Origin of the sequence: Winogradskyella tangerina, from assembly GCF_003260205.1 — a bacterium.
Lineage (GTDB): Bacteria > Bacteroidota > Bacteroidia > Flavobacteriales > Flavobacteriaceae > Winogradskyella > Winogradskyella tangerina.
Window position 1 is genome coordinate 208,356 of record NZ_QERF01000002.1, and the last position, 24,474, is coordinate 232,829.

Consider the following 24,474-nt stretch of genomic DNA (forward strand, 5'->3'; position numbering starts at 1 on the left):
ATTTCTACTCTTCATGCATTCATCAGGCCGAAGAAGAATAAGAATCCGGAGGTAATAAACACCATAATAGTAAACACAAAGGTGATAAACCCACTTTTAAGAAAGGTGGTGAACCAATGCCGTTCATAAAATTTGAGCAGGGCCATATAGAAATAGAAAAAGGTTGACAATACTATGAGTAGACTGATCCATCCAGGTATTTCTATTAAAAATCGATTGATCGCCATTAAAATCGCAAATAGCGTAAATAAAAAAGAAAAGAAGTAAAATGTAAATACTAAATGGTAGGAATATCTTCCTTTTCTGAAATACAATATTTTTAATAACAGTGCGAAAAGCGGCAATAAAATGAACATGGTAATAGGAATAGCATCGAATGCTCTTCTTAGAATATTACCGGCACCAGAACCTTTAGCAATATTCAACATACCCTTAAATAAGCCACGCTCAAAATAGCTAGGATCGTCAGACATACCCATTTCCTTATAAATGACCTCGTCTTCAGCGCCAATTTCAATTAAGGAGTCTACCTTTTTCTTATTAAAATCCCATGTCACATTGCTGTTGCTATTTTCTAAATTCATAAGGGAATCAACTTCTTTTAGGCTTTCTTCCGGAATACCATAGAGCTTTTTGTTCTTTTCAAGGTTGTTCATTATTTCAGCCTTTTGAATAGAATCGAGACTGACCTTAGAGATATTTTCATCAACATTTACGGGTGCTTCAGCAATTTTCTTATTTATTTTATTGGCCTCCTTTTCCCATTCAGCAATAGTGAAAGACGAGAGAAAAAAGAAGATAACCGAAATAAAAAGATACATCTGCGCTGGATGTAAATACAATAGGCGTTTACCCTCTATAAAACGTTTTGCCAAATAACCAGGTCTAAACATTAAGGGTATAAAACTTTTTAAAAAGCGAGCATCGAATGAAAAGTAGTTACTAATAGTGTTATAAAACAAAACACCAATAGTTAATTCATCATTGGTTTTCTGTCCGCAATGTGGACAGAAATTAGCTCCTACTTCAAAGGGTTGTTCACAGTTTTTACAAATCTCTTTTTCTGTGCTCATGATGTGGTGGTTAGTCTCGTTTAAATTTAAGGAATTTTATGAAATTATCTATCATATTTACGAAGACTTGAAATGATTAATGTTACATCGCTTTTCAGAATAAACATGATAAGCCTTTGTTTATGAGGTGCTTAAAAATATTGGCACGCTAATTGGTTTTACCAAAACATAACGTAAACCTAAAAGTCCTAAATGAGTTAGAGACTAGGTAAATCTAAAAACCTATATTATGAAAAAGTATGTACTTTTTTTGGCAGTAGTGTTAATGGGAATTACACCTGCCACCGCAACAACAGTAGGAGATGCTGTTTTAGATAGGGAAGATTTAAACCGTACGCGTTATCGTTTTGCACAACCTATATTGTTTGTAGAACGAGGTGTAGAGTTTTATATTTTTCCTGATGGAAGTTTCGATTTTAACACGGAACCTTTTGCCACTGAACCTCACAACGACGACTACTATTATAGACGAAATCGTCGCGGCCCAAATCAAACCTTTGGCGCACCAGGAACAAGGTACAATCCGAGACCACGTGGAATTTTAATAAGACACGACAGACTTGGTCGCGTAAGACAAATAGGAAACGTATTCATTAATTACGACCAACAAGGACGAATTAAACGCGCTGGCTCTGTTTATATGTCGTATAGAAGAGGTCAGCTGAGACAAGTTGGTGGATTACGCATATTGTATAATAGATATGGTGATGTCATCGGTACAAGAGGATTTGTCAATGTTAATAATCAGAATTATGGTCTTTGGGACAATCAAGGATTTGAGAATGATCAGTTCGATGACGGATTCTATTCTGATGATTGGAACGATGACTGGGGAAATGACGACGACTTTTACTATTACCGAAAAAATGGTAAAGTTAAAAAGCAAAGAAAGCTAAAGCATTAAACCCAGACGATTAAACATAGCATTAACGTAGTTTAATGTGACTAAACCCTGAATATTTTCCCCAAATAGTTCAGGGTTTATTATTTGAAAGTCTATCGACAATATTCTATTCTATCTTAGGTGCATTAAAATCACCATTCTGATGGAGGGTTAAACTACTAATCTTCCCGTTGCTATTCTTTTGAAAAGTAATTTGAGCATCGACTATCTTACTATAAAACTTAATATCAGACATCGGAAATACTTCAATTTTACCCTGACCTGTAGCTTGTACAAAAAGCCTGTTTTCATCTCGGGTTACAGACAATATGAAATTTGGCTGAAGCTCATACTTCCCAACATAGGTATCAAGAATCTTCGCATCTACTTCTAAAGGCTTTGTCATTTCAGAAGTGTCCACGCCTATTCGTTTTAATACATCAATAGCATTGGTATTGTTTGGGTCTAATTTATACGACTTTTTATAGTTATTTACAGCTTGAATGGTATCTCCCATAGCTAGTTGCACTTCACCTAAACTATCATATGGATTTGATGCATTCGGGTTTTTGGCTACATTAAATTCGAATATGGCCAAAGCGGTCTTTAGATCACCTTCACCAAAATAATCGTAACCTAAGGAGTTGATTCCAAACTCATCGATCTCATATTTTTTTGAATTTGAATTTAAAAGTGTTTCTATTTTTGAAATGGCCTTTTCAGCTTTATGATCAGATAGCAGTTTTGACAATTCTGAAGATAAGGGTACCCGAGGCATTTCATAAGATTCGTCAGCCAATATTGCATCAAGCGCTCTTAATATTGGCGTTAAATTAGTCTGATTGCCATGATTAGTTAGGACGATATAACCACTATTGTCATAAAGATTTCTTCTGATAAAGGTGCGATACCCTGCCAATCCTCCCGAATGCTGAACACTTTTTTTACCGTCATTATCTTGTACACCCCAACCAAAACCATACTGCGTATATTCACCATTATTCAATTTTGCCGGTGTAAAGGCCTCCTCAAGCGTTTCTTTAGAAACAAGTTTTTCCGTATATAAAGCCTGATCCCATTTGTGCAGATCATAAATATTTGAATACATACCTCCTGCACCAGTAGTAAAAATTGTATAATCGTCTAATTCACCATTGGCATTATAACCTACAGCTCTATCTTTAATTTTAGGCTCAGAAGTATCATAAACTAAAGTATTATCCATTCCTAAGGGATCGAATATCTGGGTTTTCATAAATTCATGGAATGGCTGTTCCGCAACTTTTGCTACTATCATTGATAATAACACATAACCACCATTGCTATAGCTAAAGCGTTCACCCGATTTAAAGTCTAAGGGCTGATCTAACAGCAATTTATACACATCTTCATTGCTCAATCCTGGTTTATAAATCCCGAATCTATAATGATCTGGAATACCTGAAGTATGCTGCATCATCTGCTTAATTGTTACTTCTTTTGCATATTCTGGAAATTCTGGAAAATAATCCGCCAAAGTATTGTCGTAAGACAGCTTGTTTTGCTCTTTTAGGATCATTATGGCCATTGTGGTGAACTGTTTAGAAACAGAAGCTAAATACACTGAGGTAGACTTATTTAGTTTTCGACCGCTATTTTTATCTGCATATCCAAGGGCATTACTATAAATCTCTTTTCCATCTACTGACACTAGAATGGTGCCATTAAAAATTCCATAATCATAAGAATGTTGCATTAATTGATCAATAGCTACTTGTTTATCGCTAAGACCATTAGATTGGGCAGCTGTGCTCTGAAATAAAAAGAACACTAACAGAAGGGATGTGAAATATTTCATGATTCAGATTGTATTGATTAATAGTTTTAAGTGCGATTGCACTAAAGTTACAACATTTAAACTAAGAGGTATTGATACTTAGAAACTTCCTTGTAAAATGGGGACTAACAGATTTTGGCACGCTGTTTGTTTTATAATAAATGAGTTTAATTTAAAACCCTTAACTATGAAACGGATTCTATTTTTATTTGCAAGTTTAGTGGCATTTTCCACAACTGCATTCGCATCTAACACAAACGCATCATCCTCAGAAGCGGAAGCTTCAATTAATAATTATGTGAGAGGTTATGGCAATTCTTTCATATTTAATGAGGGTGGTATTGAATTCTCTGTATATAGAGATGGACAGTTCGATTTTTATATCCCTGATTACGGACCAGATGTAAGTGTGGGTATTGACGCCCCTGGATTCACATTGAGTTTTAACTCAGGTTATAATTACAACCCATATGTACAATATGATAGTTTTGGTGCTATCATTCAAATTGAAAACACACCAATATTTTATGACTTCTATGGAAGGGTAAATCAAATTGGAAATATTTTTATCACTTATAATAGTTTCAACAGAATCAACAGAATTGGTGGTTTAAATGTGTATTACAGAAACAATGTGTTCTGGAGGTATGATGGTTTCATCAACGTATATAACAGAGCTTATGTTTGGAGACCTTGGCACAGATTTTACATCGTTCCACCTGTTAGCTTCTGTGTATTAAGCATTAATCCGTACAGACAGTTCTATACACCAATAAGACATATTTGGTACAGACCATATAACAACAATGTAAGGTACTTTAATGTGAATACTGGAAGACGTGGCAGTACACAAGTTGTACGACGAAATAGCAGCGACAATTATGTACAAACGCCTCGTAACCGTAGAGAGCGAACGATCCAAAGAACAGTTACTCGCAGAAATGAGGAAATTACCCGAACACGTTCTGAACGTTTAACTACAAACACAACGACACGTTCTACTCGAAATAATACGGCGCGTTCAACAACACGCAGTAACACGATGAGAACAATTCGAGGTAATAACGCCAGTACATCACGTTCGGTTACTAGAAGTAATAATGAAGGTACAAGAACTCGTTCTAATACCAGAGTAACGACTCCTAATACTAGAAGTAATTCTGATAGCAGAACAGTTAGATCTACCCGTTCTAACACTAGAGTAACGACTCCGAATAGAACAACACGTTCAAATAACGGAACGCGATCTAATACGACTCGTAAAAATGTGACCAGATCAGGTAATACTGTGTCTAACAATAAAGAGCGATCAAGAAATACTTCAGTTCGAAAACCAAATACGAGTAAATCTCGTACTTATAATAGAAGTAGTTCTAATAGTAACAAACAGCGCAGTACTGTTCAAACTAAGAGAAAAAGCTCCTCAGTCTCAACAAGGTCTAATTCAAGTAGAAGAAGCAACCAAAGTTCTACAAGATCGAGTTCAAGACGAACAAGAGGATAAAAATAAAACATGATTTTTTTGGTTGGTTAGTAGAAGTCCCGTATGATGTATGCCTCAGAGCACCTTACGGGATTTCTCATTATAAACAAGTACCTATATCTTTAGGTACTTTTTTATTTGCAGGGTAACATCTTCTGAAATATTTAATCTGAAAACCATCGAGAAATAGATCAGACCAATTAAAATCGACTTAAGACCAATGTTTATTATAGGATGAAAAGCAAAGTCCCAGAAATACATCAATCCTGAAATAATTATTAAAAGTAGAACTACCTTGAAAGAAGACCAGGTATAGGGCTGCATTTTCAGCTTGTACCTTACAAAAATGATCTTCACTGTATTATAAATAAAAACGGCTAAAAATGTAGCGATTGCTGAGCCATCAATACCGTAAATAGGAATGAAAATAAAATTCAGAAGTATGGCGATTACAGCTAAAAAAACACCCAGAAGTAGAACCATTTTATAATAATCACTATTGAATAAAATGGCATTATTATTACCTAAACTATTATCAAATAATTTTGCCAAACTAACGATCAAAACAACAAACAATCCACCTGTAAATTCTTCAGGAAGAATCTCATATAATTGATTGATATTCAGTATTATCAATAAAAAGATAAACCCACTAATAACTAATAAACTAATCGAACTTCGCTTGTAGAGGTCCGTTAAAGCAGGCATGTCCTTGTCATTCAAGTATTGTGCTGTTAATGGTAGCATAATCTGATGCATGGCACGTTGCGGTACTGCAATAACCGTTGCAATGAATATGGCTACACTGTAATAAGCCACCTGTTCTATGTTTTCGAGCATTAGGCCAATCATGAATTTATCAATATCAAGAATCAGCATAGCTACCGAACCTGCAATAATCATCAGCCCGGCATAATTTAATATAGATGATAAGCCATTAACTTTCTTAAAACTAAATTTCGGAAATCTCACCATATATGCGTAAGCCTTCATAATCAGCATTCTAACGACGTATACAGCTACTAAACCAATAATAAATTCATCAACGTTAATCCATTTCAAACTAACCATAAACAGCAGAATCATAATACAGACACGATGAAATATCTCCTTCATTAGATTGCCAAAAACGGTCTTCATTTGCACCTTAGACCAGGAGTAAAAGACTTCAAAATAAGCCATAGCAACTGCAATGATAAAGATGTGCCATACATAATCACCCGCAATGGCATTTTCTTGAGCAAGCAGTGCTGCAATAGTTTCATAAGCAAAATAGCCTATAATTCCAACAGGCATTATAAACACTAATGGTAGAAACAACATTAGGGTTAAAAAACTATTAATGCTTGCCTTGGTCTTGAAAGTCGAATAATACTTTACAATGGCATTGTGGACTCCAAATGCCATAAAAGGCATCATAATATTTGCAGCAGACAGCAAGAACGCCACCAGACCATAGTATTCGTCAGTTAAAAAATTAGTGTATAGAAACAGCGTATTTATGGCTCCTATACCGAATCCAAAATAGGTGCTTAAGGTATTTTTGAAAGATTGGTTTAATACAAGACCCATGCGGTTAAATTACAAAAACTCACCAACTCCTTAGAGCATTTTAATAAGTTCGCTTAGTCGTTTAGTGAGTGCCTTTCTGCTATATGGTTGTAAACCAATGGCATGCACTTTAAGACTATTCTTTTGAAAGTCTTCAAAATAAATGAGTATTTGTTGCTTTAATTCTTCCTTTTGAAGGTAATTGAAATACGTACCAGTATTGGTTGATTTAATGATTTGTTCAATATCAGAATCCTTGGGACCTATGGCCAATATTGGCGTTTCCGAAATCATATATTCAAATAATTTACCAGGAATGATGGCTTTAGTGTCTTCGGAATTGATCTCTACCAATACTAAGACCTGAGATTTCATTTGAAATTTTATAGCCTCTTCATGACTAACATAGCCCGTCAACTCTATATAATCTTTTAAACCGCTATTTGAAATAGTCTCTAAAACATCGTCGCTAACAACACCAATTAGATTCAACTGAAAGGTTTTAGAAAAATCGGCATTTTCAATAATTAATTCTGAAAGTACCTCCCATAAAATCTCTGGGTTTCGATCAGATAATAACGAGCCTATATGGGCCAATGTAAATTTGTTATCCTTCTCCTCTATTTGTACAGAATGCGAATCGTAACCATTTGTTATAACAGAAATAGGTTGGCTCGTCTTATCCTGAAACTCAGTCTTTGTATGATGACTTGTTACTATGAGGTGATCAGCGGAATTCAAAACGTCTGCTTCTAAGGCTAAATGTTTTGCCTTCGACGATTTACTGAGTTTTAGGGCCTTATGATAACCAATAGTAGTCCAAGGATCTCTAAAATCTGCAATCCAATTTAGGCCTAATTGTTTTTTCAATTGCAAACCAATTAAATGCATACTATGCGGTGGACCTGTGGTAATCACAGTGTCTATTGCATTTTCTTGGATATAATTCGATAGGAACTTAACCGATGGGTTTACCCAATTTTTCCGAGCATCAGGTATAAAGAAATTACCGCGTACATAAAGCATTAATCGCTCGATAAAAGTCTGCTTTTTGGCTTTAGGTATAACGCCTGAACTTATCGTTTGGGCACTTTTCTTTGAAAACAACTGCGCCAATCTATATGGTTCATTAATGGGCTGCTTCAGAATGGTTAGACCTTCCGGAATTTCTTCATTTAGGCTTTCATCAATGATTGGATAATTTGGATTTTCCGGACAATAAACAATAGGATCGATGTCAAATTCTGGTAAGTACTTTACAAATTTCAACCAACGCTGAACACCTGGCCCACCTGCTGGTGGCCAATAGTAAGCTACAATAAGTACTTTTTTATTCATTTTTGTCATCACTGACAATCAACTGTCTATTTTTTCTGATTGTATAGTAAATACCCAAAATTAAAAGTACTCCGAAAATTGCTGAACTCGCTAAAGAAATTTTACTTCCTGTTTCTACGACTGAAGGCTCAAATTTGAATTCAATGGTATGCTTCCCTGCCGGAATAAACATACCTCTTAGGGCATAATTAACACGCTCATGCGGAACTAATTCATCATTTAAATAAGCATTCCAGCCATTTTCATAATAAATCTCTGAGAAGACTGCAAAACCGTCATTGTTGTTATTAGACTCGTACTTGAGATAATTGGGTTTAAAATCGGTCAACCGAATAGATGCGGTCGAATCTACGACATAGGTTTTCACATTCAGCTTACTGCTAAATTCTGACATCGCTTTGACTGCAGTAATTTTAGTATTTATACTATCAAGAATTTTAATCTCAGTATTGGCATCGGGTACGTCCCTAAGCTCAGTTACAAACCAAGCATTACCGTTCGGCTCTGTATACTCGGTAGAAGCTCTAGTTTGCCCTTGCTGATTTTGTTGAATAATATACTTTGTGTTGAGCATATTGAGTACTTCAACATTATTTTGATATATGTGAAAATCTAATAGATCATTATAGCGTCCTAGCTTAGCTGCGTGATATCCAAACAACGAATTATGATAGTAAGAGGCTTTCGCAGGACCACCATTTGAAGCATCTAAAACTCTAAAATGACCTTTGTCTTTCATAATTTCCCTGTCGGCTTCGTTAGGTTGGTAAGGTCGATCAACCTGTATTGATGAAACAAAGTCATCATTATTTACGTAATTTTTATTCACAGATACCAGATCAAAAACAATCAAAATCCCAAATACGACAACGACCAAAGTTTCAGATAATTTCTTCTTTAAGAACATATAAATAGCACCGGCTGATAGCAATACTAAAACCAGCGACCTTATGGTGTCCGCTGTAAATATTGACTTTCGATCTTCAATAATCGCATCGACCATTAGTTCAGGAATACCTTCATCTCTAAAGCTCTTAAAATCGAACAGCGTCGATTTAAATAACAAGAAAACCAAACATAAACCTGCAGTAATTGCTACGGTATATTTCAAAGCTTTGAGCTTCTCTTCATCCTTTTGAAAATCATTGAATAATCGAACCAAAGCAAAAATTCCTAAAACCGGAATGCACAATTCTAAAATCACCTGAATAGAACTCACAGCTCTAAACTTGTTGTACAATGGTATATAGTCTATAAAGAAATCGGTTAAAAATCCTAAATTCTTTCCATAGGATAACAATAGAGATAATAATGTTCCTCCTACAAGCCACCATTTTAATCGGCCTTTCACCAAAAACAATCCAAGAACAAATAGAAAAATAATGACTGCTCCAACATAAGCAGGTGCTTCAACTATCGTTTGATCACCCCAATACATAGGTGCTCTTCGAGAAACTTCTAAGGCTTCAATAGGCGATGCACCCATTGTCACATACGTTTTATAGATCTCTGAATCTTTTCCGACGTCTTCAGTGTTTCCACCACCCATAAACCTCGGTATGAACAGGTTAAAAGTTTCTGCTAAACCATAACTATATTCAGTAATATATTCTCTACTTAGTCCGTTGGTGATCTCTTTTTCAGTACCATCAGGATTGATGGTAAGTTCACTTTTACCACGTGTACTTTCCTTCGCATACTCTTGAGTTGCCATAATATTTGTGGCGTTTAATCCAACAGCGAGTAGCGCCGCCACCGACAATAATCCTACAGACTTAAAAAAGTGTGGTAAAACCTTTTTCTGATAAGCGTCAATGAGGTATGCAATTCCCAATACTAAAACCAAAAATAACAGATAGTAAGTCATCTGATAATGATTCGCCACGATCTCTAAACCTAAGGCAACTACAGTTAACAAAAATCCGAGGATGTATTTCTTCCGGAAGGTCAGTATAATTCCGGCTAAAACTAAGGGCATATAGGCAATAGCATGGGCTTTTGCATTATGTCCGACGCCAAGAATAATAATGAGATAGGTTGAAAACCCAAAGGCCAAAGCACCTAGTGCTGCCAGTTTAAAGTCGACCTTAAGAGATAATAATAGAATATAAAACCCAAGAAAATAAAGGAACAGATAATCCGCTGGTCTTGGCAAAAATCGAAGTGTTAGATCGAGTTTCTTAATGTAATTATGAGGGTATTTTGCCCCTAATTGATAGGTAGGCATACCACCAAATGCACTATTGGTCCAATAGGTTTCTTCACCTGTCTTCTTGGCAAATTCCTTCTGTTGTTGCGCCATTCCGATATAGTGCATTATATCACTTTGGAATATTTTTTTGCCTTGTAAAACCGGACTAAAGTAAGCTAAGGATAACACTACAAATCCGACAAGAACAAGGATATGCGGTATAAAACGTTTGAAAGAAAATGACATGAAATCGACTAAATTATTGATTCCGAAAAGTAGTTATTTTTTAAGAATTATCTTGAAAATAAAGGTACTTAATCAATCGATCTCCTCGAAGTCGATATATTCCCCTACTTTTTCGTTTGAAGGTTTATTCTGCTGTGGCATTTTATCGATCACAGTCTCTCCGGCCTTTCTTTTCTGTTCTTCACGCTGCTGAGCCTGATTTTGAAAACCACCGAATTGCTGTCCAAAGCGCTCTTCAGCTTTCTTTGCAACAAATTTCATAAGAACAGGTGCAAAAAGTCTGGCCAGTATTCTTAAACCGAACCAAACCAGTAGTATAATTAATATCGTTCTTAATAATCCCATTAATGATGCCTCTTGCATAAACTAAAGTAATAGTCAAAAATACAATTATAAGTGCTTATAATCCGTTATAATTACTTAAAAAAAGTATAAAATATCTATATTTGAATTCAAACCAAAAAAAATGCAAAGACTCAAATCCGTTATTATTCTTGTAGTTCTGCTAACCTACTCTTCAGTTCATGCACAATATACCGAGGTAATCAATTCTAACCGTCCAGGCGTCTCAGAGAGCGCGTTTTCTGTGGGTACAAACGTTGTTCAGTTTGAAGCAGGAGCCTTCACCGTAAAAGAAGAACATACTCCTTTAAATTATGAAGTTTCAGGTTTTGGATTAGATTTCGCCGTGCGCTATGGACTTTTATTCGAGCAATTAGAAATACAACTCGATGGGGTTTATCAGAATGATACCCAGACCTTTAATGCTGGTCAGATTCCTGTTGAAAATAAACGCTCAAACTTTAGAAATTTTACACTTGGTGCTAAATATTTAGTCTACGATCCTTACAAAAATGCCGAAGATGCTAAGCCTAATTTATACAGCTATCACGCAAACAGAAAATTCAATTGGAAATCTCTAATCCCTGCTGTGGCCGTTTATGTAGGTGCAAATTTCGATACTGAAAACAACCCTTTCACAGCGCCAGATGTAGAAGGTATAAGTCCGAAAGTGATGATCGCTACGCAAAATAACTTTAATGGTGGTTGGGTATTTGTGATGAATTTGATAAAAGACAGAATTGGTTCTGATTTTTCAGATTTCCAGTATATTTTCACATTAACGCATTCTTTCACACCACAGTGGGTTGTATTTGGTGAAGCCCAAGGAATTAACAGTGATTTCTATGCTGACAATATTTTTAGATTTGGAGGTGCTTACCTTTGGAACAAAGATTTTCAGCTCGATGCCAATATTGCGTTTAATACAAAAGATACGCCTTCAGTATTTAATATTGCCTTTGGAGCCTCTTACCGACTAGATTTTCATCAGGATAAGAAAATTGATAATGGTAACTCGGCAAAGGATGAAAGAAAGCGTAAACAGAGAAGAAATAAAAATAAGAAAAAGAAAGACGATTTCGACTCTGATAGTTTATAGATTACTGCATGATTACAATCAAAGAAATTACATCCAAGCGTGATTTAAAGACTTTCGTAAAGTTTCCGTTTTCACTTTATAAGGATTCAGAATATTGGGTACCTCCTATTATCAGTCAAGAAGTTAAGACTTTTAATAAAGATAAAAACCCTGTATTTCATGATGCCGATGCTAGGTTTTTCTTAGCCTTTAGAGGCCCTAAAATTGTTGGACGCGTAGCCGCGATAATTAATTGGATTGAAGTTAAACAACAAGGCATAAAGAAAATGCGCTTTGGTTGGTTTGATTTTGAAGACGACCAAGAAGTTTCTAAAGCCTTGCTCGACAAAATTACCGAGATCGGAAAGCAAGAAGGACTCGAATTTATTGAAGGCCCAGTTGGATTTTCGAATTTAGATAAGGTTGGCGTAATGACTGAAGGATTTGATCATATAGGAACAATGATCACTTGGTATAATTACCCTTATTATCAAGAGCATTACAAGGCATACGGTCTTGAGGTTTCTAAAGAATATGTAGAGAGCAAGTTTGCCTATAGCGATATAAAGTCTGAAACCTTTACAAAAATTCAGGACCTTATTAAACGCAGGTATAAGCTCAAGGCTCTAGATTTTAAGACGACTAAAGATATTATGGCCTATGCCGATGAAATGTTTGATGTCTTCGAAACTTCGCATGCCAAATTATCGTCTTTTGTAGCTATAAATCCTGAACAGAAAGCTTATTTCAAAAAGAAGTTTTTACCGTTTTTAAATCCAGAATACGTCAAGTTTGTTGTGGATAAAGACGATAAATTGATTGCTTTTGCAATTGTTACGCCTTCATATGCTGAAGCACTTCAAAAAATGAATGGAAAACTATTTCCGTTTGGATTTAGACATATTATGAAAGCTAAGAAATCTTCGAAATCGGTAACCTTTTATTTGATAGGTATTTTACCTGAATATCAGAACAAAGGAGTTACAGCTATTATATTTAATGAGTTCTATGAAGAGTTTAGAAAGAAAGGTGTGGAACAATGCATTCGTGGACCAGAGTTGGCTGATAATACTGCCATTCATCAAATCTGGAAGCATTTCAATCCGAAAGTACATAAGAGACGTTGTACAATGAGTAAAACCATATAATGAAAAAAGCCTAAACTAATGTTCAGGCTTTTCTATTATAATCTCTATATTTTTATTCTCCCATGGCTGCAATTAAGGCTGCAGACATTCGCTTATACGTTCCATTTTGAAGACGATCTCTAATAGCATCAAAAGCATCTAATGTTTCTTTAACATCTTCTAAAGTGTGTGTAGCCGTAGGGATCATTCGTAGTAAAATTAATCCTTTAGGTATCACAGGATAAACTACTATAGAACAGAAGATTCCATGATTTTCTCTTAGATCTTTTACTAAAGCCATGGCCTCAGGAATACTTCCTTTCAAATAAACTGGTGTTACGCAACTTTGCGTAGTACCAATATCAAATCCGCGTTCTTTTAATCCAGATTGCAAAGCATCAACGATTGTCCAAAGATTCTTCTTAAGCTCTGGCATCGTTTTTAACATTTCAAGACGCTTAAGTGCACCAACAGTTAACTGCATTTGCAACGACTTCGCAAACATTTGAGAACGAAGGTTGTATTTTAAATAATCTATTATTTCTTGGTCTCCGGCAATAAATGCACCAGTACTTGCCATAGATTTCGCAAATGTGGCAAAATAAACGTCAATCTCATCCTGAACACCTTGCTCCTCACCTGCACCAGCACCTGTAGCTCCTAAAGTTCCAAAACCGTGTGCATCGTCAACTAAGAATCTGAAATTAAATTTCTTTTTTAGCTCTACAATCTCTTTTAAACGACCTTGCTCGCCTCGCATTCCAAAAACACCTTCAGAAATCACAAGAATTCCTCCGCCTGTTTGCTCGGCCATTTTTGTAGCACGCTCTAGGTTTTTCTCTAAACTAGCCACATCATTGTGTTTATAAGTGAATCGTTTACCCATATGTAAACGCACACCATCAATAATACAAGCATGGGCATCTACATCATAAACAATGATATCATCTTTAGCTACAAGGGCGTCAATTGTTGACATAATACCCTGATAACCAAAGTTTAAAAGATAAGCCGCTTCTTTATTAACAAATTCAGCCAACTCACGTTGTAATTGCTCATGTAAATCTGTGTGGCCAGACATCATACGTGCTCCCATTGGATACGCTGAACCATATTTAGCAGCAGCCTCAGCATCTACTTTTCTTACTTCAGGATGATTTGCCAGACCTAAATAATCATTAATACTCCAGGTGATTACCTCTTTCCCTTGGAACTTCATTCTATTTGAGATCTCACCTTCAAGTTTAGGAAATACAAAGTAGCCTTCTGCTTGAGAGGCCCATTTCCCTAAAGGTCCCTTATCCCTGTAAATCTTTTCGAATAAATCCTTCATACCTTGCGTTTGCCATTAATCATTAAATCTAGATCAATAAATTGAATAGATTTTATTAGTTAAATTTTAGTTTTATTAGTTGCGCAAAATTAGGCAATTATATTATCTCTGCATAATAATATTTTTATCAACCTTTTGCAACTTTTAAACATAAAAAAGCCTACCACAAAGTAGTAGGCTTTTAAGTTAGTTAGTCGTGTTATTTGATGTATTGAATGGTTGTTGAAACCTCGTTTTTACTATCGAAAAAGCCTTGATCAGCCATCCATTTATCACTGTAAACCTTGCTCATATATCTCGAACCATGGTCAGGGAAAATTACAACCACCTTATCAGTTGGTTTAAATTCTCCTTCTTCATTAAGTTGCTTAAGTGCCTGCATTGCTGCACCACTAGTATAACCTACAAAAAGACCTTCAGTGTTTGAGATCTCTCTTGCAGTATGTGCACTTTCTTCGTCAGTAACCTTAATAAATTTATCTATAAGGTCAAAATCGGTTGCTGTTGGGATCAAGTTTTTTCCTAATCCTTCAATGCGGTATGGATAAATCTCTTTATCGTCAAACTCGCGGGTTTCGTGATATTTCTTCAAAACTGAACCGTAAGCATCAACACCAATAATCTTTACATTTGGGTTTTGCTCCTTTAAATACTTAGCAATTCCCGAAATGGTTCCTCCTGTTCCACTACAAGCTACTAAATGAGTAATTTCACCATTTGTCTGATCCCAGATTTCTGGGCCAGTAGTGTTGTAATGTGCATCAATATTTAATTGATTAAAATACTGATTGATATAAATAGAACCTTTAATTTCTTCATGAAGGCGTTTAGCCACCTGATAATAAGATCTTGGATCGTCTGCATTAACGTGCGCCGGACAAACATATACCTTAGCGCCCATAGATTTAAGCATATCTATTTTATCAGCTGATGATTTAGAACTCACTGCTAAAATACACTCATAGCCTTTAATGATACTTACCATGGCAATACTAAAACCAGTATTTCCAGAGGTAGTTTCAATAATTGTGTCGCCCGGAGTTAAGATGCCTTGGCGTTCTGCTTCTTCTATGATGTGTAATGCAATTCGGTCTTTTGAAGAATGACCTGGATTAAATGCTTCTACTTTAGCATAAAAATCACCATCGTAGTTTGCGGTCATTCGGCTTAGTTTGATAAGTGGTGTACTACCGATGAGCTGAAGTACGTTATCAAATACATTTTTGTTTTTGTCCATAAATGCTATTTAATCAAGTGTAAAAAATACACCCTTAAAACCTCGCAAAACTAACACTTTTTTTTTAATTAGCTCGAAATACCTTCTAAATCTAAAAGAAAAGCAAATTCCTCGGCATCTTCCCGTAGACTTTCAAATCTACCCGAGGCACCACCATGGCCCGCATCCATATTGGTCTTTAAATATAATCGATTAGAATCCGTCTTCATTTCCCTAAGTTTTGCAACCCATTTTGCAGGTTCCCAATACTGTACTTGAGAATCGTGTAATCCGGCTGTTACCAGCATATTTGGGTAAGCCTTAGGTTCAATATTATCGTATGGCGAATATGATTTCATGTAGTTATAATAGGATTCATCATTAGGGTTTCCCCATTCGTCATACTCACCAGTTGTTAAGGGAATGGAATCATCTAACATTGTGGTGACTACGTCAACAAACGGAACGGCTGCAATAACGCCATTATAAAGCTCTGGCGCTTTATTTATTATGGCTCCTATTAATAATCCGCCTGCACTACCACCCATTGCATACAAGTGTGCTTTTGAGGTATATTGTTTTTCGATCAAATGATTAGAACAGGCAATAAAATCATCGAAAGTGTTTTGCTTTTTTAATAGTTTACCGTTTTCGTACCATTGACGGCCGAGGTATTCTCCACCTCGCACATGTGCTATAACATAAATAAAACCGCGATCTAACAAACTCAATCTAATAGTTGAAAAGTAGGGGTCGACGGTAGAACCATAACTTCCATAGGCGTATTGTAATAAAGGATTATTTCCATCTTTTTTTAGACCTTTTTTATAAACTACGCTCATCGGAATCTTTGTTCCGTCAGTAGCCGTGGCCCAAATTCGTTCCGAAATGTAGTTATCTTTATTGAATTTACCTCCTAAAACCTCTTGTTCCTTTAGTACGTTTTTGGTTTTGGTTTTCATATTGAATTCAATAACTGAGGCCGGCGTAGTCAATGAATTGTAAGAATATCTTAAGAGTTCAGTATCAAAATCAACATTTGTGCTGGTGAAAGCCGTATACGTCTCATTATCGAAAGGTAAATAGTAATCCGAACCATTATCCCAACGTCTAATTCTTATAGTATTAAGTCCGTTTTGACGTTCACTGATCACAAGGTAGTCCTTGAAAATATCAATATTTTCAATGAGTACATCTTCTCTATGTCCAATAACCTCTTCCCATTTATCGAACGTCCTTTCAGATTCAAGACATTTCATCAATTTAAAATTGAAGGCTTTATCCTTATTGGTAAGGATATAGAAGTGATCTTTGTAATGGGCTATACTATATTCTACACCTCTTTTTCTAGGTTGAAATAATTCAAAATTTGCCTCAGGTGTGTCAGCATTCAGAATATGATATTCATTGGTTAACGTACTGTAAGAAGCAATTATGATATACTTTCTAGATTTTGATTTATAAACGGTTGTTCCGAAGGTATCATCACTTTCTTCATACATTAAGGTGTCCTTTGTCTCCCCAAGTCGATGTTTATAAATTTGAAAAGCCCTTAAGGTAGTTTCATCTTTTTTGGTATAAAACAGTGTCTTATTATCGTTTGCCCAGCTTGAAGACCCCGTAGTATTCTCGATTACATCTGAAGTCAATTCGTTGGTATTTAGATTTTTTACTTGAATGGTATATTGACGACGACCAGTCGTATCAACACCAAAGGCTGCTAAATGGTTATCCGGACTAATACTAATTCCAACCAATTTGAAATAACTATGACCCTTAGCCATTTCGTTACAATCAAATAACAGCTCTTCAGGGCTATCTAAGGATTCTTTTTTTCTAGTATAAATCGGATAATCTTTACCTTTTTCAAACTTTGTTATATACCAATACCCATTGTATTTATAAGGAACTGAGGAATCATCTTCCTTAATTCTGGCTTTCATTTCCTCAAATAATTCATTTTGAAAATCTTTGGTATGCGCCATTTGAGAATCACAATAATCATTCTCGCGCTTTAGATAATCAATAACCTCAGGATCTTCTCTGTCATTCATCCAGAAATAATTATCAACACGGACGTCGCTGTGCTTTTTAAGGGTATGCGGTTTTTGTTTTGCAACCGGCGGATGAATATTTGAATTCTTGGTCATACGATTTAAGTAGATAATAGTCTAAAAAGTGGCGCAATTTAGTAATTTTGCATGGTAAAATTTAAAACTACATAGATATGTTTGGAGATATGATGGGTATGATGGGCAAACTGAAAGAAGCCCAAAAAAAAGTTGAAGAAACTAAAGAACGCTTAAATACGGTTTTAATCGATGAAGCAAGTAATGATGAAAAGCTTAAAGTAACGATCACTGCTAATAGAACAATTAAATCGATCAGCATTGATGATGACCTTCTCGAAGACAAAGATATGCTTGAAGATTACTTGATTTTAACCCTCAATAAGGCAATAGAAAAGGCCACTAGTGTAAATGAAGCCGAGATTGCTGCGGTAGCTAAAGAGGGTCTTCCGAACATTCCTGGGATGGATATGTTCAAATAACCAATTAGACACTTATCTTTTTGGTAATCAGATTAGTACTGATTGCATTAAAATTCAGTATTTATCGTTCATTCTTCTAAGAAATGCATATAAATGCGATAAAACGCATACTATTCTTATGTTATCCTATTCTTTAGCATTTGGTCTAAAAAAAATGTTAAATGACTGCTGAAAATATATATTTGTTTCATTATTAATGCTATTAACCTAATTTTTAAAATGAAACAATTAACTAAATTGATCGCGTTAGCGATGCTTGTAATCTTGGCATCGTGTCAAAGTGATTCTTCCGAAGAACAAATGCAAGACCCACAACCGCAGCTTCGTTTCGGTACTGATGGGAATGTTATTGGTGATGGTGAAGAAGACAAAGAACTTATTTTTAATGAGGATAGTGAAATTCTAAACTCAGGAACATTCGCTATTACTCAAATGAACAACACAAGCTACAATAACGGCAATGTTGTTCAGATTTACGATGTTATGGATGCCGATAGAGACCCATTTGGTCATATCCAACCAGCATCTAACTTCTGGTGGTCTGAAACTCCAGAAGGTGATGACTATTTCAATCCTGATACTTATTTTGGTTCTCCTGATGGAGAAAATCTTGTTTTTACTGAATACGACAATGGTACAGCTCACCTTGAAGGAACTACTGTTTCTGGAACTTGTGTTGTTACTTTAAATGTTTGGTTCAAGAATAAAAAGTCTTGGGATGAGTGGCAAGCCATTGGTGGTGGACACAAGAAAGAAGGTACTGCCGGAAATGCTTCTAACTCTGAAGACATGGTATTTTACGTTATCGATCACACAAGAAGTTCAGTAGTAGCTGAAGGTGGTGATTGTGTTCAAGAAGGTACTTTTGGTTTAACACAAAGACCTGATCCTAACGATCCTAACACACCAAACTATGGTGCACACAAAGGACCTGGTGGTGCTAATTACGATTCTAATATTGGTCATGACGGTTTAAGTACATGGGGATGGTTAATCGACCCTGTATCTTGTGAGCACTTATATTTAATGGACTTTAACTTTAAGTTAATGCCTAGACCGGATGAATGTGATGATTGTATTGGTAAAGTTGATCACTTAACTTTAAACTGGGATTGGCACAACGATTACAGAGTAAGAGTTTACCAACGTTACGAAAATACTTGTTATGCAACTAAGATCTTTGATGAAGTTGTAGGAGCAAATGAGAACTTCTCTTTAAACGGAGCAAACTCTAACGGAACATTTGGTAAGTGGATCTACATCTACGTAGGAAACTGCTACTATACAAAAATTAAAACCAATTGCTACTTAAACATCGGACCAGGTTACAGACGCGGTGTTGTTGAAGTTGTAAGCGGAACAAGTACCCATGGTGGTGAATTATGTGAATACGAACCACCTACTCACTGGTGCTGGTGGTGGTAGTATGTGCCACACAAAACAAAATTACCCTAACACTATAGACTAATTCTTAAGTGTTAATAATAAGAAAGGAGACATAAAAAATGTCTCTTTTTTTATTGGATTAATATGATTAATTACAACCGCTTTAAAATTGGATTGAATATTCTGAATAGAAAATAATAAACTTGTTTTTTATTAAAAAGAACAGTCAATACTTTGTATTTGAAGTCGCTGTAGTCTTTACTGATGAAATTGGTTAAAGGATAAGCATGAGTTGTTGAAAGCTGATTCATAGTTTCTTTAACCTTATTTAAGCTTATTGTAGATTTAAGCATCCGAACCATCATAAAAAATACGAAAGACTGTTGTCTTACGCGCAAACGATCTATACATTCAGTATTGGCTCCTGAATTCTCCAAATCGCGTATCAATGGTTCAAAAACCATTGCCGCGTTCCTGTTGTCATCAATTACCCTCAAATAATGTTCTGGCTCCCTGCTCTTCATTGCTGAACCTATAATGGTAACATGCCTATGACCATCAAGAGAAAGTTTAGCCATTCGTTCAGCCTTTGTAAACAGTTCAACAGTTAGAATAGCATCTTCCATCCAACGGTCTTCTATAAATCTTATCTGAGTGTCTTCAATAAAGGAACGTTTTATCAGGTACCACCAAATTTCATTCTGAAATTTGTACTTGGCGATATAATCAATACCTGAATAAATTTTTGATAATTCTGGGGATTCCCTCTGGTCAGAGTTTAGCAACATTTCATTTATATCAACAGACTTAGAACCGAAAGTCAATATGTCTAAATTTTCCTTTATAGCAACTTCAATTAATTTCGATAAGACATGATCCGCGAGATAATCATCAGGGTCAATAAAGTAAATATAATCACCTGAGGCCTTTGAAATGCCCATATTTCTTGCACTTCCTACACCTCCGTTTACCTTAGATACAATCTTAAAATTCGAATGTTCTTCTGCATAGGCATTGGCCACTTCTAAACTATCATCTGTTGATCCATCATTAACAATGATAATCTCAAATTGGCTTTTAGCAAGATTTTGACGCAATAAGCTATCCAAACACGTCGGAAGGTATTTTCCAGAGTTATAAAGTGGAATGATAATACTCAGTTTCATGAATTTACATCTTGGCGATTAAGCTGATTTTGAAAATAAACGATTCATGGAAACAAGGAGATATAAAATAGATTCTGTATTTAAAATTTTTCTCAATATACGATATTGTAAAGTATTGTAACGATGTCTATTAAAATGACGCATAGGATATGCTTTTTCCATCTTAAGTTCTTCAACTGTCTTTTTGATATAGTCTGAAGAAAGCGAGCTACGAATCATTTTTATAAGATTGAAAAACGTAAAAACATCTCGACGGTGAGAAAGATTTGTTATCAATATTTCTGAAGGTGATTTTACTTTTAACTTATTGATTAACTGACTGTTGTCAATAATCATCATATGCATAAACTCTAATCGCCTTTTTGTAACCTCATGGTCTTTACTTCGCATAATGGAATCTTCAGATTGAACATAGCGATGTATCGTGACATCAAAAAATCCAACCTTCCCCGCAGCAAGTAGAGCATTTAGTGTAAAGGTTACATCAGCATTGAATTGATTTCGGTTGAATGTAAATTCATGAGTTGACAATAGTTCACGTTTTACAAAATACCACCATAGTTCATGACGTGTTAATGGATAGTTTTCTAAGAATTCAACACCTGTTTGAAAATGAAATTTCGAATCGTCAATAGGCTGTTCTATTTCATAATCAGTAAGTGATTTTGTTTCTTTTGTTTTAAAACCAATAATATCTAAATCCTTTTGCTCTGCAGTTTCCAAGAGTTCTTTCAAACAATTATGAACTATATAATCGTCTGCATCAAGATTGTATATATATTTTCCTTTTGCTAATTTCAAAAGTTTATTTCTCTTGTTATAAGCACCTGAATTTGAATCTTTAATTAAGGTTATATTGCTTTGCGACTTGGCGTAGTTGGCTACAATTTCTGCAGAATTATCTGTAGAACCATCATCCATTATGATGATCTCATAGTCTTTCTTCGGTATATTTTGATTTAGTAAACTTTCAATACAATTACCAATAAAATCTTGGGCATTGTACATCGGAATAAGTATGCTAAGTCTCATCTTTTTTTAATTGGGCAAAACGAAAATATAAGTATTAACAGTATTCACTAAATATACTCGTTAACATGCTGTAGATTAGCCTTTAAAATCACAATTGACTTATAATTTCTAAAAACCGTTGATGCATTTGGTCTGTATAATCCAAATGTGTTACCATTCTTAATTTATTACTTCCCATGCCAATAATATGAATCTCCTTTTCTTTCAGTCGATTCAGAAAAGTATTCTCGTCGATATCATCATTCAGTTCGAAAATGATAATATTAGTTTCAATCGGCTCCACTTTTTTGATGAAAGTCAAACCCGATAAAACCTCACCTATTTCTAGTGCTTTTGAATGATCCTCGCTCAGGCGCTCAATATGGTGGTCTAAGGCGTACAAACCGGCTGCGGCCAAATACCCAACTTGTCTCATGCCACCGCCAAGTATTTTTCTAACTCTCAAGGCACCTTGCATGAGCTCTTTATTTCCTATTAACACTGATCCAATTGGGCAACCAAGGCCTTTACTTAAACATACAGAAATGGTATCGAAGAGCTCACCATATTGCTTTGGAGATTCTCCTTTAAAGACTAAGGCATTCCACAATCTAGCACCATCGAGATGATAGCCCAAACCGTGACGATCAGCCACTTGCCTTATTTTTTTCAATTCTTCAAAATCCCAACAAGCACCGCCGCCTTTGTTGGTCGTGTTTTCCACTTCAATTAATGAAGTTAATGGACTATGATAAAAATCTGGTGGATTAATAGAAGATTCGGCTTGTTCGGCGGTATACATTCCTCGATGACCATCGATTAGTTTACACGAAATGCCACTATTAAACGAGGCTCCACCTCCTTCATAATTATAAATATGGGCATATTTATCACAAATGACCTGTTCACCAGGATTGGTATGTAATTTCAATGCTGCCTGATTTGCCATACTTCCTGTCGGAAAAAACAAGGCTTCATCCATACCAAACATATCAGCTAATTTCGTTTCTAAGGCATTAACGGAAGGATCTTCCTTATATACATCGTCACCCACTTTTGCAGAAAGCATCGCATCTAGCATGCCTTGAGTAGGCTTAGTGACTGTATCGCTTCTTAAATCGATGATCATTATTATAAAATATTTGACTCTAAATATATTGAATGATTAGAAATATTGAATTACGTAGCACAAAGAAACTTAAAAGTTAAGATTATTCAATAACTAAAAGAGCACCTACTTAAAAAGAGGTGCTCTAAATGCTATCAGTTAATTTTAATTACTAAACAGAACGTTAGTTTTAACTTAATCAAATATAAAATAGATAGATTGTAAGCTACTTAACATATGTTAAGCACTTATTTAAATTTTAAATGATTATAACAAATAATTGATTAAATCTTACATATGGTCTATAAAATCAACCCTTAAAAAGAAATAGCACTAAGGGTAAATTTATTTTTATACCTTTAAGATTGCTATTAACATATTATCATATTAAAATGAGAACAAAATTATTAATGCTTCTAGGAATATGCTTTATATTCTTTACTTGTCAAACTGAACCCATTGAAACCGATACCAATTCAGAAACTGAATTAAACGCGCGAAAGAAAAAGAAAAAGAAGAAAAATCATGATAACGATAATGCTGATTATAGAGAATGTATTATCATAGATGCAGATAGATCTCCGTACGGGGCACAACAACCAACTTCTAATTTCTGGTGGTCTGAAACACCAGCTGGAGACGATTACTTTGTTGCTGATACTTATTTTTCGCAAGATGCAAATAATACTTTAGTTTTTAGAGAGTATGACAATGGAACTGCCAACATATTAGGCACCACGGTAAGCGGAACATGTATCGTTACAGTAGATGTATGGCTACGCGATAAGAAAACCTGGTCAGAGTGGCAAGCACTGGGTGGAGGTCATAAAAAAGAAGGGACTGCAGGTAATGCTTCAAATTCTGAGGACATGCATTTTTATGTTATTGATAATGAAAGAAGTTCAATTTCAGCATCAGGTGGAGATTGTGTACAGGAAGGGGATTTTGGACTTGAACAAAGACCAGACCCGAATGATCCGAACACTCCAAATTACGGCGCCCACATTGGTATTGGTGGCGCAAACTTTGATTCTGATTTAACTGCCATAGGTCTAAGTACATGGGGTTGGTTAACTAATCCTGATACTGGTGAACGATTATGGTTAATCGACTTTAATTTTAAAATTGAATGTCCAAACCCAAGCTTAGGTGGTTGCGAAACTGCATTCGCCAAAGGAAACTCTGAAAACGACCATGCTTGCTTTAGTGAAGGAGGATTTAGTAGATGGGGATGGAATATTGGTCCTATTTCAGAAGGAACTTACACATATGATGTTTACGCAGCTGCTGGTCAGTGCAACATTAATAATGGGGCGCTCGTAGGAACTGTAACCATAGAATACATTAATGGTTCTGTGTCTGCTACCTATAATTTGTTAGATGGTTATGTAATTCAGGAAGAACATTTATATGCTGGCTCCACAGTTTACCCAGTAAAAAGGAATGGTAGATATACCGTTGCACCAGGACAATATTACGTAGAACAGCCGTTATCTGGTGATATTTATGTTATTGCACATTCAGTTGTTTGCGATGACGACGATGATGATGATGGTGGTGGCGCATTTTAATACT

The 24,474-nt window shown here is 35.5% G+C and carries 19 protein-coding genes; 7 read left to right on the forward strand and 12 right to left on the reverse strand.

Annotated features, from left to right (window positions below; all coding sequences use genetic code 11):
- Positions 1-11 precede the first annotated feature (11 nt).
- Entirely contained in the window at positions 12-1,073 is a 1,062-nt protein-coding gene (locus tag DDY94_RS03655) for a DUF3667 domain-containing protein (RefSeq protein WP_111682692.1), read from the reverse strand.
- A gap of 229 nt (positions 1,074-1,302) precedes the next feature.
- Between DDY94_RS03655 and DDY94_RS03660 the strand changes: the two genes are divergently transcribed.
- Positions 1,303-1,977 (forward strand): hypothetical protein, encoded by a 675-nt coding sequence (locus tag DDY94_RS03660; RefSeq protein ID WP_111682693.1) that lies wholly within the window; start codon positions 1,303-1,305, stop codon positions 1,975-1,977.
- 106 nt (positions 1,978-2,083) lie between these two features.
- Here DDY94_RS03660 and DDY94_RS03665 read toward each other — a convergent pair whose 3' ends face one another.
- Positions 2,084-3,793, reverse strand: coding sequence for a serine hydrolase (locus DDY94_RS03665; protein WP_111682694.1), 1,710 nt, complete (start codon positions 3,791-3,793; stop codon positions 2,084-2,086).
- A gap of 166 nt (positions 3,794-3,959) precedes the next feature.
- On the opposite strand from DDY94_RS03665, the gene DDY94_RS03670 reads away from it, so the two are divergent.
- The gene (locus DDY94_RS03670; protein WP_111682695.1) at positions 3,960-5,276 is read left to right on the forward strand and encodes a hypothetical protein; all 1,317 of its coding nucleotides are present in this window, start codon (positions 3,960-3,962) and stop codon (positions 5,274-5,276) included.
- Between the two features lie 93 nt (positions 5,277-5,369).
- Here the strand turns inward: DDY94_RS03670 and DDY94_RS03675 are convergent, their stop codons facing one another.
- The 4 genes from DDY94_RS03675 to DDY94_RS03690 form a co-directional block, all read right to left on the reverse strand.
- Complete coding sequence (locus DDY94_RS03675) at positions 5,370-6,827, reverse strand: lipopolysaccharide biosynthesis protein (protein WP_111682696.1); 1,458 nt, start codon at positions 6,825-6,827, stop codon at positions 5,370-5,372.
- A gap of 30 nt (positions 6,828-6,857) precedes the next feature.
- Positions 6,858-8,144: a glycosyltransferase gene (locus DDY94_RS03680; RefSeq protein ID WP_111683037.1), complete on the reverse strand. Its 1,287-nt coding sequence runs from the start codon at positions 8,142-8,144 to the stop codon at positions 6,858-6,860.
- Positions 8,137-10,581 carry a YfhO family protein gene (locus tag DDY94_RS03685; RefSeq protein WP_111682697.1) on the reverse strand — a complete coding sequence of 815 codons (2,445 nt, stop codon included), beginning with the start codon at positions 10,579-10,581 and terminating at the stop codon, positions 8,137-8,139. The genes DDY94_RS03680 and DDY94_RS03685 overlap by 8 nt, the downstream gene beginning before the upstream one ends.
- Before the next feature lie 72 nt (positions 10,582-10,653).
- Positions 10,654-10,944, reverse strand: a complete 291-nt coding sequence (locus DDY94_RS03690) for a DUF4834 family protein (RefSeq protein ID WP_232817811.1) — start codon at positions 10,942-10,944, stop codon at positions 10,654-10,656.
- A 103-nt stretch (positions 10,945-11,047) separates the two neighbouring features.
- Between DDY94_RS03690 and DDY94_RS03695 the strand changes: the two genes are divergently transcribed.
- Both DDY94_RS03695 and DDY94_RS03700 read left to right on the forward strand, forming a co-directional pair.
- A complete protein-coding gene (locus DDY94_RS03695) occupies positions 11,048-12,022 on the forward strand; it encodes a transporter (RefSeq protein WP_111682698.1) in 975 nt (324 codons plus the stop codon).
- Between the two features lie 8 nt (positions 12,023-12,030).
- Entirely contained in the window at positions 12,031-13,149 is a 1,119-nt protein-coding gene (locus DDY94_RS03700) for a GNAT family N-acetyltransferase (protein WP_111682699.1), read from the forward strand.
- Positions 13,150-13,201: 52 nt separating this feature from the next.
- Here the strand turns inward: DDY94_RS03700 and DDY94_RS03705 are convergent, their stop codons facing one another.
- The 3 genes from DDY94_RS03705 to DDY94_RS03715 form a co-directional block, all read right to left on the reverse strand.
- Positions 13,202-14,461: an aminotransferase class I/II-fold pyridoxal phosphate-dependent enzyme gene (locus DDY94_RS03705; protein WP_111682700.1), complete on the reverse strand. Its 1,260-nt coding sequence runs from the start codon at positions 14,459-14,461 to the stop codon at positions 13,202-13,204.
- Positions 14,462-14,660: 199 nt separating this feature from the next.
- Positions 14,661-15,698 carry a PLP-dependent cysteine synthase family protein gene (locus tag DDY94_RS03710; RefSeq protein WP_111682701.1) on the reverse strand — a complete coding sequence of 346 codons (1,038 nt, stop codon included), beginning with the start codon at positions 15,696-15,698 and terminating at the stop codon, positions 14,661-14,663.
- A gap of 68 nt (positions 15,699-15,766) precedes the next feature.
- A complete protein-coding gene (locus DDY94_RS03715; RefSeq protein WP_111682702.1) occupies positions 15,767-17,827 on the reverse strand; it encodes a S9 family peptidase in 2,061 nt (686 codons plus the stop codon).
- A 77-nt stretch (positions 17,828-17,904) separates the two neighbouring features.
- Here DDY94_RS03715 and DDY94_RS03720 point away from each other — a divergent pair, with 77 nt between their 5' ends.
- Positions 17,905-18,228, forward strand: coding sequence for a YbaB/EbfC family nucleoid-associated protein (locus DDY94_RS03720; RefSeq protein ID WP_111682703.1), 324 nt, complete (start codon positions 17,905-17,907; stop codon positions 18,226-18,228).
- A gap of 219 nt (positions 18,229-18,447) precedes the next feature.
- Positions 18,448-19,653, forward strand: coding sequence for a hypothetical protein (locus DDY94_RS03725; protein WP_111682704.1), 1,206 nt, complete (start codon positions 18,448-18,450; stop codon positions 19,651-19,653).
- Positions 19,654-19,766: 113 nt separating this feature from the next.
- Here the strand turns inward: DDY94_RS03725 and DDY94_RS03730 are convergent, their stop codons facing one another.
- The 3 genes from DDY94_RS03730 to DDY94_RS03740 form a co-directional block, all read right to left on the reverse strand.
- Positions 19,767-20,780, reverse strand: coding sequence for a glycosyltransferase (locus DDY94_RS03730; protein ID WP_111682705.1), 1,014 nt, complete (start codon positions 20,778-20,780; stop codon positions 19,767-19,769).
- A gap of 18 nt (positions 20,781-20,798) precedes the next feature.
- Positions 20,799-21,812: a glycosyltransferase gene (locus DDY94_RS03735; RefSeq protein WP_111682706.1), complete on the reverse strand. Its 1,014-nt coding sequence runs from the start codon at positions 21,810-21,812 to the stop codon at positions 20,799-20,801.
- 88 nt (positions 21,813-21,900) lie between these two features.
- On the reverse strand, positions 21,901-22,920 hold the full coding sequence (locus tag DDY94_RS03740) for a threonine aldolase family protein (protein ID WP_111682707.1): 1,020 nt from the start codon (positions 22,918-22,920) through the stop codon (positions 21,901-21,903).
- A gap of 371 nt (positions 22,921-23,291) precedes the next feature.
- Between DDY94_RS03740 and DDY94_RS03745 the strand changes: the two genes are divergently transcribed.
- Positions 23,292-24,470, forward strand: a complete 1,179-nt coding sequence (locus DDY94_RS03745) for a hypothetical protein (RefSeq protein WP_111682708.1) — start codon at positions 23,292-23,294, stop codon at positions 24,468-24,470.
- Positions 24,471-24,474: the final 4 nt, after the last annotated feature.